The sequence below is a fragment of the Pseudomonas sp. CC120222-01a genome (assembly GCF_003097235.1).
In the GTDB taxonomy this organism is placed as follows: domain Bacteria; phylum Pseudomonadota; class Gammaproteobacteria; order Pseudomonadales; family Pseudomonadaceae; genus Aquipseudomonas.
The window spans coordinates 197,789-212,172 of sequence record NZ_QEQQ01000007.1; the positions used below are offsets into that span (position 1 = coordinate 197,789).

Annotated in this window: 15 protein-coding genes and 1 tRNA gene; 13 read left to right on the plus strand and 3 right to left on the minus strand. The window is 57.2% G+C overall.

Annotation, left to right across the window (positions count from 1 at the left end; all coding sequences use genetic code 11):
• Positions 1 to 23 precede the first annotated feature (23 nt).
• The gene (locus N430_RS12135; protein WP_110638675.1) at positions 24 to 1,031 is read left to right on the plus strand and encodes a nucleoside hydrolase; all 1,008 of its coding nucleotides are present in this window, start codon (positions 24 to 26) and stop codon (positions 1,029 to 1,031) included.
• On the opposite strand, the gene N430_RS12140 is transcribed toward N430_RS12135, so the two are convergent.
• Complete coding sequence (locus N430_RS12140; protein ID WP_103446789.1) at positions 1,003 to 1,215, minus strand: hypothetical protein; 213 nt, start codon at positions 1,213 to 1,215, stop codon at positions 1,003 to 1,005. The two genes, N430_RS12135 and N430_RS12140, sit on opposite strands and share 29 nt — an antisense overlap.
• A gap of 261 nt (positions 1,216 to 1,476) precedes the next feature.
• Here N430_RS12140 and N430_RS12145 point away from each other — a divergent pair, with 261 nt between their 5' ends.
• The gene (locus N430_RS12145; protein ID WP_027920506.1) at positions 1,477 to 1,797 is read left to right on the plus strand and encodes an I78 family peptidase inhibitor; all 321 of its coding nucleotides are present in this window, start codon (positions 1,477 to 1,479) and stop codon (positions 1,795 to 1,797) included.
• 218 nt (positions 1,798 to 2,015) lie between these two features.
• Here N430_RS12145 and N430_RS12150 read toward each other — a convergent pair whose 3' ends face one another.
• Positions 2,016 to 2,228, minus strand: coding sequence for a cold-shock protein (locus tag N430_RS12150; RefSeq protein ID WP_003250656.1), 213 nt, complete (start codon positions 2,226 to 2,228; stop codon positions 2,016 to 2,018).
• Between the two features lie 162 nt (positions 2,229 to 2,390).
• Positions 2,391 to 2,693 carry a hypothetical protein gene (locus N430_RS12155; protein ID WP_110638674.1) on the minus strand — a complete coding sequence of 101 codons (303 nt, stop codon included), beginning with the start codon at positions 2,691 to 2,693 and terminating at the stop codon, positions 2,391 to 2,393.
• 330 nt (positions 2,694 to 3,023) lie between these two features.
• On the opposite strand from N430_RS12155, the gene thrS reads away from it, so the two are divergent.
• The 11 genes from thrS to N430_RS12215 all read left to right on the plus strand — a co-directional run bounded on the left by thrS (position 3,024) and on the right by N430_RS12215 (position 14,340).
• Positions 3,024 to 4,946, plus strand: coding sequence for a threonine--tRNA ligase (gene thrS / locus N430_RS12165; protein WP_110638673.1), 1,923 nt, complete (start codon positions 3,024 to 3,026; stop codon positions 4,944 to 4,946).
• Positions 4,946 to 5,497 carry a translation initiation factor IF-3 gene (gene infC, locus N430_RS12170; protein ID WP_177328455.1) on the plus strand — a complete coding sequence of 184 codons (552 nt, stop codon included), beginning with the start codon at positions 4,946 to 4,948 and terminating at the stop codon, positions 5,495 to 5,497. The genes thrS and infC overlap by 1 nt, the downstream gene beginning before the upstream one ends.
• A 62-nt stretch (positions 5,498 to 5,559) precedes the next feature.
• A complete protein-coding gene (gene rpmI, locus N430_RS12175; protein WP_003250667.1) occupies positions 5,560 to 5,754 on the plus strand; it encodes a 50S ribosomal protein L35 in 195 nt (64 codons plus the stop codon).
• 27 nt (positions 5,755 to 5,781) lie between these two features.
• On the plus strand, positions 5,782 to 6,138 hold the full coding sequence (gene rplT / locus N430_RS12180; RefSeq protein ID WP_003250671.1) for a 50S ribosomal protein L20: 357 nt from the start codon (positions 5,782 to 5,784) through the stop codon (positions 6,136 to 6,138).
• Between the two features lie 109 nt (positions 6,139 to 6,247).
• Complete coding sequence (gene pheS / locus N430_RS12185; RefSeq protein WP_054887103.1) at positions 6,248 to 7,264, plus strand: phenylalanine--tRNA ligase subunit alpha; 1,017 nt, start codon at positions 6,248 to 6,250, stop codon at positions 7,262 to 7,264.
• Positions 7,265 to 7,297: 33 nt separating this feature from the next.
• The gene (pheT, locus tag N430_RS12190) at positions 7,298 to 9,679 is read left to right on the plus strand and encodes a phenylalanine--tRNA ligase subunit beta (protein WP_110638672.1); all 2,382 of its coding nucleotides are present in this window, start codon (positions 7,298 to 7,300) and stop codon (positions 9,677 to 9,679) included.
• A gap of 4 nt (positions 9,680 to 9,683) precedes the next feature.
• The gene (ihfA, locus tag N430_RS12195; protein ID WP_003250679.1) at positions 9,684 to 9,986 is read left to right on the plus strand and encodes an integration host factor subunit alpha; all 303 of its coding nucleotides are present in this window, start codon (positions 9,684 to 9,686) and stop codon (positions 9,984 to 9,986) included.
• Positions 9,967 to 10,323 carry a MerR family transcriptional regulator gene (locus tag N430_RS12200; protein WP_008100384.1) on the plus strand — a complete coding sequence of 119 codons (357 nt, stop codon included), beginning with the start codon at positions 9,967 to 9,969 and terminating at the stop codon, positions 10,321 to 10,323. The genes ihfA and N430_RS12200 overlap by 20 nt, the downstream gene beginning before the upstream one ends.
• A 103-nt stretch (positions 10,324 to 10,426) precedes the next feature.
• Positions 10,427 to 10,503 (plus strand) — tRNA-Pro (locus tag N430_RS12205).
• A 199-nt stretch (positions 10,504 to 10,702) separates the two neighbouring features.
• Positions 10,703 to 13,330 (plus strand): Z1 domain-containing protein, encoded by a 2,628-nt coding sequence (locus tag N430_RS12210; protein ID WP_110638671.1) that lies wholly within the window; start codon positions 10,703 to 10,705, stop codon positions 13,328 to 13,330.
• Between the two features lie 11 nt (positions 13,331 to 13,341).
• Entirely contained in the window at positions 13,342 to 14,340 is a 999-nt protein-coding gene (locus N430_RS12215) for a PD-(D/E)XK motif protein (protein WP_110638670.1), read from the plus strand.
• Positions 14,341 to 14,384 lie beyond the last annotated feature (44 nt).

The following is a 14,384-nucleotide window of genomic DNA, read 5'->3' on the forward strand; positions in this document are numbered from 1 at the left end:
TTCACGGCAACAGGAGTGCCCCCATGCTCAAACCCCTGCTACAAGGACTCACCCTCATGGCCGCAGCAGCCACCACCACCCTCCAGGCCGCCCCGCGTGACCTGATCATCGACACCGACCCCGGCGCCGACGACGTGGTCGCACTGTTCCTGGCCATGGCGTCCCCCGAAGAACTCAACATCCGCGCCATCACCACCGTCGCCGGCAACGTGCGCCTTGAAAAGACCTCGCGCAACGCCCGCCTGGCCCGCGAGTGGGCCAACCGCGAAGACATCCCGGTATACGCCGGGGCAGGGCGCCCACTGGTGCGGGCGCCCATCTACGCCGCCGACGTCCACGGCGAAGAAGGCCTGACCGGCGTACCCGTGCATGAGCCGAAAAAGCCCCTGGCTGAAGGCAATGCGGTGCAATACCTGGTCGACACCCTGGGCCAGGCCAAGCCCCACAGCATCACTATCGCCATGCTCGGCCCGCAGACCAACCTGGCACTGGCGCTGATCCAGCGCCCAGACATCGTCAAGGGCATCAAGGAAGTAGTGGTCATGGGCGGCGCCCACTTCAACGGCGGCAACATGACCCCGGCGGCGGAATTCAACCTCTACGCCGACCCGCATGCCGCCGAGGTGGTGCTGGCCAGCGGCGTGCAGCTCACCTACCTGTCGCTGGACGTCACCCACAAAATCCTCACCAGCGACGCCCGCCTCAAGCAGCTGGCTGCCGTGAACAACCAAGCCAGCAAGAAGGTGGTCGACATACTTGAGGCCTACATCAAGCACGACATGGACGTCTACGGCATGCCGGGTGGCCCGGTGCATGACGCCAGCGTCATCGCCTACCTGCTAAAGCCCGAGCTGTTCAGCGGCCGGCGCATCCACATGAGCGTCGACAGCCGCGAAGGCCCGACCTTCGGCCAGACCATCGCCGACTGGTACGGCGTGCTCAAGCAGCCGGCCAACGTGCAGTGGGTGAACGAGGGTGACGCCCAGGGCTTTTTCGACCTGCTCAGCGCGCGCCTGGCTCGATTGCAATAGCCGTGTGCGGCGCGTAGCGCTCGAACACCTGGTCGATGAAGCTGCGCGCCGCCTCGCCGCCGCGGTCGCGCACCAGCAGGTCGATGGCGATCAACAGCAACTCTTCGGGCGTGCTGGGGCTGTAGGCACTCTGGCCTTCGGCCCATTTGACCTTGATATCGGCGTCGATGCTGTGGCTGCTCATGAAAGGCTCTCGCTGCGGGCCCGGGGCGGAGGGGCGAACACCGGATCCTGGTGTTCGAAGGAGGCATTATGCCTTCACTTCCTAAAGTAAATCATGACTTTGCGGCGCAAACCAAGCGGCTCGTCGGTTGAGCGGTAAAATTCGGTCACGATTGCCTTTGGCCTCGGCGTGCCGTGTTCAGGCAGACTTGTGCGGTTTTGCAACAAATTCCTGGCGGAGCTGTCGGATCAGACAGTTCCCAGATAGATTTTAGGAGGATTCATGTTCCGTACCCGCGCTTTCCTGGCAACCCTGGCGGTGGCTGCTGTCCTGGCTGGTTGCAGCACTGGCGGTAACTCTGGGGGTGGCAAGGCGCCTGAGGCTTCGGCCGGCAACGATGGCCGCTGCGAGGCCAGCGGTGCCGACTTCGCCATCGGCAAGCCGGGCAGCGCCGACCTGCTGGAGCAGGCGCGCAAGGCCAGTGGTTCGCAGATGGCGCGCATTCTCAAGCCCCACGACGTGGTGACGCTGGAGTACCGCTCCGAGCGCCTGAACCTGAATGTGGATGAGCAAGGTGTGGTGACCCGCGTCAACTGTGGTTAACCCCGCTGCAACGCAGCCCCTTGTAGGAGCGGCCTTGTGTCGCGAAAGGGGTGCGCAGCGCCCCCAGTATCTCAGCTTCGCTGCAGAAATTGCCGGGGCCGCCATGCGGCCCTTTCGCGACGCAAGGCCGCTCCTACAGAAAAAACGAGCGTCTGGGCCTGATAAGCGCCCATAAAAAAACCCGCCACAAGTGGCGGGTTTTTTTACAGCTGCCCGAATTACTCCGGACGAACCTGCGCAGCCTGCATGCCCTTCTGGCCGCGCTCGGCGACGAAGGAAACAGTCTGGCCTTCTTTCAGGCTCTTGAAGCCGTCGGATTCGATGGCTTTGAAGTGTACGAACAGGTCGTCGCCGCCGCCTGCTGGGGTGATGAAGCCGTAGCCTTTCTCATCATTGAACCATTTGACGGTGCCTTGTTGGCGATTGGACATGAGGTGAATCTCCAGAACATTTAGATTTTTCAGTGGTGCAATGTGGCCGAGGCTACGGAGCACGGGCAACATCATAGTCTAATTCTGCGCATCTAGCGCCTTTTACCTTCGCAGGATGTTGATCCAGGGCAAATGATGCGTCGATCACACCCTGCGCACGGCTCATTTCGGCTTGCAGGCAGCCTGCACAACCGTCTGTGCTTTCTGCATCAGCTTGGCGTCCACGCCGTCGGTGCTGTCCAGATCGGCGATCTCCTTATCGGTGAAATTCTTTTTGATGGCCTGGGCACCACAGTCGCAGTGTTTTTTCGCGGTCGCGGCGTCGACGCCCTGGCCGCTGGCCACCTGTTGGCACTGGGTCATGTAGTGGGCCTCCTTCCCGGCAGGGAAGTTGCCAGCGTTGGCAGCCATCGGCAGCAGCAGGGCGCCAGCGGCCGCCAGGGCCAGAAGAGACGGTACTCGCATAACCAGTTACTCCTTGGGTTAAGGTCTCAACAAGAGTAGGTTGCTTCCCAAGGTCTGATAGGAATTTTTCCGCGTTAGTTCACCGCAGCGGCGTAATTTCCAAATATTTCTACGAGCCACGCAACCCGCGTGCTAGCATGCCTGGCTCGCAGCAAAGCCTTTGCTGCGAGCTTTTTTCTTTCCAGTCACTCTGGTTCGTCCCTGGCAAGCCGAAAGGCTTCTGCCACTGTGAGGCAGGCTTCCCTGAAGGGAAGGCAGGTCGGATCTTGTACTGGCTCATCCCAACCCACGTGACCTTTGGTAGGGGTCACCACTAGGAGAGGAGGCGCCATGCCCGTTATTACTCTTCCCGATGGCAGTCAACGTTCGTTTGATCACGCCGTATCCGTCGCCGACGTCGCCGCTTCCATCGGCGCAGGCCTGGCCAAGGCCACCGTGGCCGGCAAGGTCGACGGCAAACTGGTCGATGCATGCGACCTGATCCACAACGACGCCACCCTGCAGATCATCACCCCTAAAGATGCAGAGGGACTGGAGATCATTCGTCACTCGTGTGCCCACCTGGTTGGCCACGCGGTGAAACAGCTGTACCCGACCGCCAAGATGGTGATCGGCCCGGTGATCGACGAAGGCTTCTATTACGACATCGCCTACGAGCGCCCCTTCACCCCAGAAGACATGGCCGCCATCGAAAAGCGCATGATGGAGCTGATCGAAAAAGACTACGACGTGGTCAAGAAGGTCACCCCGCGCGCCGAAGTCATCGACGTGTTCAAGGCCCGTGGCGAAGACTACAAGCTGCGCCTGGTCGAAGACATGCCGGACGAGCAGGCCATGGGCCTGTACTACCACGAAGAATACGTCGACATGTGCCGTGGCCCGCATGTGCCGAACACTCGTTTCCTCAAGGCATTCAAGCTGACCAAGCTGTCCGGCGCCTACTGGCGCGGCGATGCCAAGAACGAGCAGCTGCAACGCGTGTACGGCACCGCCTGGGCCGACAAGAAGCAGCTGGCCGCCTACATCCAGCGCATCGAAGAAGCCGAAAAACGCGACCACCGCAAGATCGGCAAGCAGCTCGACCTCTTCCACCTGCAGGAAGAAGCCCCGGGCATGGTGTTCTGGCACGCCAACGGCTGGACCGTGTACCAGGTGCTCGAGCAGTACATGCGCCAGGTTCAGCGCGTCAACGGCTACCAGGAAATCAAGACCCCGCAAGTCGTCGACCGCATCCTCTGGGAGCGTTCCGGCCACTGGTCGAACTACGCCGAAAACATGTTCACGACTTCGTCGGAAAGCCGTGACTACGCGGTCAAGCCGATGAACTGCCCGTGCCACGTGCAGGTGTTCAACCAGGGCCTGAAGAGCTACCGCGACCTGCCGCTGCGCCTGGCCGAGTTCGGTGCCTGCCACCGCAACGAGCCATCCGGCGCCCTGCACGGCATCATGCGCGTGCGTGGCTTCGTGCAGGACGACGCGCACATCTTCTGCACCGAAGAACAGGTGAAGAAAGAAGCCGCCGACTTCATCAAGCTGACCCTGGACGTGTACAAGGACTTCGGCTTCACCGACATCGCCATGAAGCTGTCCACTCGTCCGGCCAAGCGTGTTGGCTCCGAAGAGCTGTGGGACCGTGCCGAAGGCGCACTGGCCGACGCCCTGAACGAGTCGGGCCTGGAGTGGGAATACCAGCCGGGCGAGGGCGCGTTCTACGGCCCGAAGATCGAGTTCACCCTGCGCGACTGCCTCGGCCGTAACTGGCAGTGCGGTACCCTGCAGTACGACCCGAACCTGCCAGAGCGCCTGGATGCCAGCTATATCGCCGAAGATAACAGCCGGGTTCGCCCCGTCATGCTGCACCGCGCGATCCTCGGTTCGTTCGAGCGCTTCATCGGCATGCTGATCGAGCACTACGCCGGCGTGTTCCCGGCGTGGCTGGCACCGACCCAGGCGGTGATCATGAACATCACCGACAAACAGGCCGATTTCGCCCTCGAAGTGGAAAATGCCCTGAACGGTAGCGGTTTCCGTGCCAAGTCGGACTTGAGAAATGAGAAGATCGGCTTTAAAATCCGCGAGCATACTTTGCTCAAGGTCCCGTACCTTTTGGTTATAGGGGATCGCGAAGTCGAAACGCAAACCGTCGCTGTGCGTACTCGCGAAGGCGCTGACCTGGGCTCCATGCCCGTCGCCCAGTTCGCTGAGCTCCTGACACAAGCGGTTTCCCGGCGTGGTCGCCAAGAATCGGAGTAATGACTATTAAGCGTGAAATGAGAAACGATAAGCGTGCTGTACCGAAGGCCCCGATCAACGAGAATATCTCGGCCCGCGAGGTTCGGTTAATTGGCGCTGATGGCGAGCAGGTTGGCATCGTCTCGATTGATGAAGCGCTTCGTATCGCTGAAGAAGCGAAGCTGGATCTGGTGGAAATCTCTGCAGACGCGGTACCGCCTGTCTGCAAGGTGATGGACTACGGCAAGCACCTCTTCGAGAAGAAGAAGCAGGCCAACGAAGCCAAGAAAAACCAGAAGCAGATCCAGATCAAAGAAATCAAGTTTCGTCCAGGGACGGAAGAAGGGGATTACCAGGTAAAACTACGCAACCTGGTACGTTTCCTTACCGATGGGGACAAGGCCAAGATCTCTCTGAGATTCCGCGGCCGTGAGATGGCCCACCAGGAGCTGGGCATGGAGCTGTTGAAGCGGGTCGAAGCCGACCTCGCCGAATACGGCTCCGTTGAGCAGCATCCGAAGATGGAAGGACGCCAGCTTATGATGGTCATCGCCCCCAAAAAGAAGAAGTAATCTCCCGGGCACGGCAGGCCTGATGATTATTGTGTAATTTTTATCGAATGCGGAGTTCCAACATGCCAAAAATGAAAACCAAGAGCGGTGCTGCGAAGCGCTTCCTGAAGACCGCTTCCGGCTTCAAGCACAAGCACGCTTTCAAGAGCCACATCCTGACCAAAATGTCGACCAAGCGTAAGCGTCAACTGCGCGGTGCCAGCCTGCTGCACCCGTCTGACGTGGCAAAAGTCGAGCGCATGCTGCGCGTACGTTAATTCTGGTTTAGATAGAGGAAGTTACTCATGGCTCGTGTTAAGCGTGGCGTCATCGCTCGTAAGCGTCACAAGAAAATTCTGAAACTGGCTAAAGGCTACTACGGTGCACGCTCGCGCGTATTCCGCGTTGCCAAGCAGGCTGTCATCAAGGCTGGTCAATATGCCTACCGTGACCGTCGTCAGAAGAAGCGTCAGTTCCGCGCACTGTGGATCGCTCGTATCAACGCCGGTGCCCGCACCAACGGTCTGTCCTACAGCCGTCTGATTGCTGGCCTGAAAAAGGCTTCGATCGAAATCGACCGTAAGGTTCTGGCCGATCTGGCAGTGAACGAAAAAGCGGCGTTTGCTGCGATTGTCGAGAAAGCTAAAGCCGTTCTGGCTTAAGTACCCGCGACAATCACCCGGCGGCGCTTGCGGCGCCGGGCATTGAACGTCATCGATAGGGGAAGAGCCTTCAAAGCTCTTCCCCTATTTTCGTATCTGGAGTCTGTACATGGAAAACCTGGATGCGCTGGTCTCACAAGCCCTGGAGGCCGTCGAGCGCGCTGAAGACATCAATACCCTGGAACAGATCCGGGTTCAGTACCTCGGCAAGAAAGGCGAACTGACCCAGGTGATGAAGACCCTGGGCAACCTGCCAGCCGACGAGCGCCCGAAAGTCGGCGCGCTGATCAACGACGCCAAAGAGCGCGTCACCGTCGTGCTCAACGCACGCAAGGCCGCCTTTGAAGAGGCCGAGCTCAGCGCTCGCCTGGCCGCCGAATGCATCGACGTGACCCTGCCAGGCCGTGGCCAGACCACCGGCGGGCTGCACCCGATCACCCGTACTCTCGAGCGCATCGAGCAGTTCTTCACCCACATCGGCTACGGCATCGCCGAAGGCCCTGAGGTCGAAGACGACTACCACAACTTCGAAGCGCTCAACATCCCTGGCCACCACCCGGCCCGGGCGATGCACGACACCTTCTACTTCAATGCCAACATGCTGCTGCGCACCCACACCTCGCCGGTGCAGGTGCGGACCATGGAGTCCACTCAGCCGCCGATCCGCATTGTCTGCCCGGGCCGCGTCTACCGCTGCGACTCGGATATCACCCACTCGCCGATGTTCCACCAGGTCGAAGGCCTGCTGATTGACCGTGGCATCAACTTCGCCGACCTCAAGGGCACCATCGAAGAATTCCTGCGCGTGTTCTTCGAAAAAGAACTGGCCGTGCGCTTCCGCCCGTCGTTCTTCCCGTTCACCGAGCCGTCCGCCGAAGTCGACATCCAGTGCGTGATGTGTTCCGGCAAGGGCTGCCGCGTGTGCAAGCAGACCGGCTGGCTGGAAGTCATGGGCTGCGGCATGGTGCACCCGAACGTGCTGCGCATGTCTGGCATCGACCCTGAAGAATTCCAGGGCTTCGCCTTCGGCATGGGCGCCGAGCGCCTGGCCATGCTGCGCTATGGCGTCAACGATTTGCGTCTGTTCTTCGACAACGACCTGCGCTTCCTCGCGCAATTCCGCTAGGTCAATGCCCGACGCAACTTTCAGGAGAACAGCATGAAATTCAGTGAACAGTGGCTGCGCGGTTGGGTAAACCCGCAAGTCTCCCGTGACGAACTGGTCGCCCGCCTGTCCATGGCCGGCCTCGAAGTCGACAGCGTGACCCCCGCTGCCGGCCAGTTCAGCGGCATCGTCGTGGGCGAGATCCTCGCCACCGAACAACACCCGGACGCCGACAAGCTGCGCGTGTGCCAGGTGAGCAACGGCCAGGAAACCTTCCAGGTCGTGTGCGGCGCGCCAAACGCCCGCCCAGGCATCAAGATCCCGTTCGCCATGATCGGCGCCGAACTGCCAGGCGACTTCAAGATCAAGAAGGCCAAGCTGCGCGGCGTCGAGTCGTTCGGCATGCTCTGCTCGGCCGCCGAGCTGCAGATCAGTGAAGAAAACGACGGCCTGCTGGAACTGGCTGCCGACGCCCCGGTGGGCGACGACATCCGCCAGTACCTGAGCCTGGACGACGCCAGCATCGAGATCGGCCTGACGCCGAACCGCGGTGACTGCCTGTCCATCGCCGGCCTGGCCCGCGACGTCAGCGCCCTGTACGACACCCCGGTCACCCGCCCGGTCGTGCCCGCCGTTGCCCCGGCCCATGACGAAGTGCGCCCGGTCGAAGTCAGCGCCCCGGCCGCCTGCCCACGCTACCTGGGCCGCGTCATCCGCAACGTCGACCTGAGCAAGCCGACTCCGCTGTGGATGGTCGAGCGCCTGCGCCGCAGCGACGTGCGCAGCATCGACGCCGCCGTCGACATCACCAACTACGTGATGCTCGAACTCGGCCAGCCGATGCACGCCTTCGACCTCGCCGAAATCAACGGCGGCATCCGCGTGCGCATGGCCGAAGAAGGCGAGAAACTCGTCCTGCTCGACGGCCAGGAAGTGGCCCTGCGTGCCGACACCCTGGTGATCGCCGACCACACCCGCGCCCTGGCCATCGCCGGCGTCATGGGTGGCGAGCACAGCGGTGTGAACACCGAAAAAACCCGCGACCTGTTCCTCGAAAGCGCCTTCTTCGAGCCGATCTCCGTCGCCGGTAAAGCCCGTTCCTACGGCCTGCACACCGATGCCTCGCACCGCTACGAGCGCGGCGTCGACTCGCAGCTGGCCCGCGAAGCCATGGAACGCGCCACACAGCTGATCCTCGACATCGTCGGCGGCGAAGCCGGCCCGGTGGTCGAAGCCGTCAGTGAACAGCACCTGCCAAACGTCGCCCCGGTCACCCTGCGCGCCGACCGCATCGCCCAGATGCTCGGCATGGAGATGGACCCGGCCCAGGTCGAGCAGCTGCTCAACAACCTTGGCCTGGCAACTGAAGCTAGTGGGGCAGGGCAGTGGACTGTCAACGTCCCAAGCCACCGCTTCGACATCAGCCTGGAAGTCGACCTGATCGAAGAGCTGGCCCGCCTGTACGGTTACAACAACCTGCCAGTGCGCTACCCGCAAGCCCGCCTCGCGCCGCAAGCCCGCCCGGAAACCCGCGGCGAGCTGCCAAACCTGCGCCGCCTGCTGGTCGCCCGCGGCTACCAGGAAGCCATCACCTACAGCTTCATCGACCCGAAACTGTTCGAGCTGTTCAGCCCAGGCGTCGAGCCGCTGCTACTGGCCAACCCGATCTCCAACGACATGGCCGCCATGCGCGCCTCGTTGTGGCCGGGCCTGGTCAAGGCACTGCAGCACAACCTCAACCGCCAGCAAGACCGCGTGCGCCTGTTCGAAAGCGGCCTGCGCTTCGTTGGCCAGCTCGGTAACCTGCAGCAGCAGCCCATGATCGCCGGCGTCGTCACCGGCAGCCGCCTGCCAGAAGGCTGGGCGAACGGGCGCGACACCATCGACTTCTTCGACGTCAAAGCCGACGTGGAAGCCCTGCTGGGCTACAGCGGCGCCCTGAGCGACTTCACCTTCGCCGCCGGCAAGCACCCAGCCCTGCACCCTGGCCAGACCGCTGTGATCCAGCGCGACGGCAAGGACGTCGGCTATCTCGGCGCCATCCACCCAGAGCTTGCCAAAGCCCTGGACCTGGACCGCCCGGTGTTCGTCTTCGAGCTGGTACTGGGTGACGTGGTCGAAGGCCGCCTGCCGAAATTCAGCGAACTCTCCAAGTTCCCGGAAACCCGTCGCGACCTGGCTTTGATCGCAGGACGTGATGTGGCTTCTCAAGACGTGCTTGAAGTAATTCGTGACAATGCAGGCGAATGGCTCACAGACCTCAGGCTGTTTGATGTCTACCAAGGTAAAGGCATTGATCCTGATAGAAAAAGCCTTGCCGTCGGCTTGACCTGGCAGCATCCATCGCGCACTCTTAACGACGATGAGGTGAACACTACCCTGCAAAACATCCTCACCTCGCTCGAACAAAGGTTGAACACCACGTTAAGGAAATAACGGCATGGGTGCTCTGACGAAAGCTGAGATGGCCGAAAGGCTGTACGAGGAGCTGGGGCTTAACAAGCGTGAGGCCAAGGAGCTGGTCGAGCTGTTTTTTGAAGAAATTCGGCACGCACTTGAAGAGAACGAGCAGGTCAAGTTGTCCGGTTTCGGCAACTTCGACCTTCGCGACAAACGCCAGCGGCCGGGCCGCAACCCCAAGACTGGGGAAGAGATCCCGATCACCGCACGGCGCGTCGTCACCTTTCGTCCAGGGCAGAAGTTGAAGGCCCGGGTTGAGGCCTATGCTGGAACCAAGCCATAACGACGAACTGCCCCCCATACCGGGCAAACGCTACTTCACCATCGGTGAAGTGAGCGAGTTGTGTGCCGTAAAGCCACACGTGCTGCGGTATTGGGAGCAGGAGTTTCCTCAGCTCAACCCTGTGAAGCGGCGGGGGAACCGGCGGTATTATCAGCGGCAGGATGTGCTGATGATTCGCCAGATCCGGGCCCTGCTGTATGACCAGGGGTTTACCATTGGCGGGGCGCGGTTGCGGCTCTCCAGTGATGAGGTGAAGGATGAATCGAGCCAGTACAAGCAGCTGATTCGGCAGATGATTGTCGAGTTGGAGGATGTGTTGGTGGTGTTGAAGAAGTGACCTTTGCGGTTTTGATGGATGGAAATTTTTTTGAGAAAAAGGTTTCATTTATCAGGAGGTTAGGGTACATTCTTCAACGTTCTCAGAGGTTTGAGAATGTATTCGGGGCGTAGCGCAGCCCGGTAGCGCACTTGCATGGGGTGCAAGGGGTCGAGTGTTCGAATCACTCCGTCCCGACCAAAAATCCCTAAAAACCAGTCACTGAAAAGTGGCTGGTTTTTTTTTGCCTTTGAATAGGTCGCCTTAATGTTTTCGTTGTGGTTTGAGGCTCCGTTGTCAGCGAAGAAACTTTCGGGTCACTGCTTTCTCGGATGATTTGCACCCTTCGTCAGCGCGATGTACATTGCGTTAATCTAAAGTGCAATATCATGGAGCTATCATGCCAGGGCCGCAAGTTGAAAAATTGTACGAGCGAATTTCACAGGCAATGCCTAGATTTTCAGATCTTGACTCTGCGGTCGATTCCGTTCGCTTAGAGCTGGATACTCTGTGTCCGGGTTTGGCAGTGTCTCTAACAGCTGAAATTGAAGAAGCGAAAGCGCTCATAGTGAAGCAGTTTGAACAAGTCCAGATCTTGGATCGATATTCTGTTATAGCAGATCGACCAAAATGGTATTTTGGGTCTAAACCGTCAGATTTTCATTGGCCCGCTGTTTACGGATATCTGCTCAATGGGAAGGGGTGGAATCAGGCTGATGTAGAAGGTATCCACTTGGCATCCAATGAGGTCGTTTCTCTCCTCGAGAACCCTAAACAACCTCAATTCTCTTGTCGCGGACTTGTCTTGGGTTATGTGCAGTCCGGTAAAACCGCAAATATGACCGCGACTATAGCTAAAGCGCTAGATGCTGGCTACAACACTGTGATAGTTCTAGCGGGTCTCACTAACGCACTCAGGTATCAAACTCAGTTAAGGTTTTTTGATGATTTGATTGCTCGAAACCCTTTAAATTGGCAGGTTTTGACGCCTAATGAGCTTGAAAGGGACTTCAGAGCCCCTCCTCAAGGAGGCTTCTTATCGCACACTGATAAAGCTCAGTTGGCAGTTATTAAGAAAAACGTATCGCCTCTTGGGGAGCTGAAGTTAGCCATAGAGCGAACCATGCCTGCAGTTTTGTCTAAGTTGCGTGTTTTGGTTATTGATGACGAGTGCGATCAAGCCAGTGTAAACTCTGCGCGTGGTGAGTTTGAGACAACTGTTATTAATGAGAGAATTCGGGAAATTATCTCCCTTTTGCCAGCGGTTAGTTATGTGGGCTATACCGCAACTCCGTTTGCGAACGTACTAATTGATCCTTATCGCCAGGAAGGTCAGGTGCTGGACGACCTTTATCCGCGTGATTTTATTACTGCATTGCCATTGCCTGCATCGTATTTTGGTACAGAGCGGCTGTTCGGTAAAGTGCCAGTCGACCCTGAAAATGTCCTTCCGGAAGAGGAGGGCCTTGATATGATTCGAGAGATTAATGTCGGTGAGGTTTCCTCTCTTCAGCCTCGATCTAGAAAAGAAAGAGATAACTTTCAGCCATTGATGACTGATAGTCTTAGACAGTCTATTCTATATTTCCTTGCCTGCTGCGCGGCACGACGTATTCGTGGGCAATTAAACAAACATATGACGATGCTTGTGCATACTTCTGCCTATGTTACTGCCCATGAGCGCGTGTCAGCCCTAATTGAAGGGTGGGTAGAAGTGAATCACAAGGCAATACTAGATAGCTCAAGTGCAGTTGGTAAGGAGCTTGAGGCTATTTGGAGGCAAGAGCAGGGGAAGTTGCCGCATGACATCTGCTCTGAAGAATCAGTTGATATCGTGTGTATTTTTGATGAGCTGCCAAATGTTCTATCTGTGCTTGAGTTTCCAATTGAAAATGGTGGGAGTGATGATCGGATAGATTATACAGGTAATGCGAAAACCTACATAGTAGTTGGTGGTTCAATTCTTGCGCGGGGTTTGACACTCGAGGGTTTGACCGTAAGCTTCTTCCTGCGCACAGCGGATCAGTACGACACGCTTTTGCAAATGGGGCGGTGGTTCGGGTATAGGCCTGGATATGAGGATCTTCCACGAATCTGGATGCCCGAAACCCTTAAGCTTAGATTTAGAGAGCTCGCGTCGATTGAGCGAGAAATTCGCAGCGACATCGAACAGTATCGCATTAGGCAGTTAACTCCCATGAACATCGCGGTTCGTATTCGCTCAATTCCAGGCATGGCTATCACGGCTGCTACTAAGATGCGGGCTGCTCGAAAATGTGCAGTGAGCTACTGGGGCACCCACAGACAGACCTTCCGGTTTGAGCATACGAATTTCGATAAACTCCGTGCTAATTGGGGCGCAGCAGCTGAGCTCGTTAGTCGCGCAGATGCGCTTGAGCTTAAAGATGATGAAGCGGCAAAGTCTGGGAGACATATCTGGCGCAATGTGCCTAGATCATCAATACAAAGATTTTTGGAGAAGTATGAGCCGCATGTTACGCATGCCGACTTGAATCGGGAAATGTTGATTCCATTTATCTTGGGTGATAACGTTCGATTGCGCGAATGGAATGTCGCCATTGTACAGCCAAAAAAAGGAGCGTCTTCCTTTGAACCTTTGGGTAGCGTAGGCAATGTTTCAATGGTCAAGCGCTCTAAGCTCGATGGTAGTGGTGATGCAGATATTAAAGCTCTCATGTCGAAAAATGATGTTGTGTACGATTGCAATGATGAAGTTGCTCTTGATGGCGGTTGGGAAGAGCTGAAAGCTGCTCGCCGAGAGAAGCTTGGTGAAGTTCCGCTATTACTTCTTTATGCTATTGATCCCGAATCAACACCCGTTCAAGCCGGTACGATCCGGAAACCATTGAATGCGGCGATGGATGTATTGGCTTACGGCATCGTGTTCCCAGGATCAGTAACTGAAAGCGGCAGTTTTGTCTCAGTGGAGCTTCGATCTCTTTCGGCTGAAGATATTGAAGAAATTGCTTCAGAGGAAGCTGCGCAGTTGCAGGCGGCAGGTGTGTGACGAAATCTAATATGTCTTCAAAGAGCATTTGGGCAATGCTTCGTATTAACGATAGCCCTGTTGAACCCTTTGGCATCCGTACGATGCCACTGAGCGTTAGGGCGCCTGCTGGAAGGCTGCGCCTTGCGCTTGGCCCTTCGGGAGAGCCTCGTATTTTGCTGCCCTTGGCCTATAGAGAGCTTGCTTCATGTGTCTCAGTGCCGGGCTCAATTTCTCTAACTGAGTCACATTTCTTCTTAGAAGGACGGTCAGTTAGCTTTGCGGACATGACTTGCATTTCAGACTCGCTCGCTTCTGTGTTTGGCGAGTTTGTTGATGAAATTATCGCTAGGGTTGAGAAGGGGAGTAGTTGTCTTGAAGCAATTGATTCCACGATAAATGATTTCCGCTCCCTTTTAAGCGAATCTAGTGATTCGGAAGTTGATCCAAGCGAAGTGATTGGCTTGGTTGGAGAGCTTCTTGTGCTCAATAGGCTACTTGACCACTCGGCCTCAGGTTGGAAGGCGTGGCGTGGGCCTAGCGGAGATAGGCATGACTTTCGCAACGCAGCTATTTCACTTGAGGTCAAGTCTACGGATCGGGTTGGGAAGTCAGACATAACTATTAATGGACTCGAGCAACTTGAAGCTCCATCGGGAGGGAATCTCTATCTTCTAAGAATAGAGTTAGAACCTGTTCATGGGGGCGCCCTTAGTGTAGCAAGTTTGGCTTTTAGTGCGATTGGAAAATCGGACGATCCAGTTGGGTTGCATAAGGTTTTACGAGCCGCTGGGTGCGAAGATTTTCAGAGTGCGCGATGGAATACAAGGTCCTTTCGTCTTAATTCCGAGTCGTTTTATGAAGTCAAGGATGGTTTTCCAAAATTGACCTCCGCAATGCTTCTTGGTGGGGTCAGGCCGGCGGGATTATTTTCAGTTAAATACTCTGTTGACTTGTCCTTTGCTTGCGACTTTTTACAATCTAACGAAGCTTATAGATCTATTGAGTTGGGGCTTAGTCAATGTCATTAAGGCTGCAGCTGTTTTCGGAGCCGTATGGGTCAACCGGAAATATT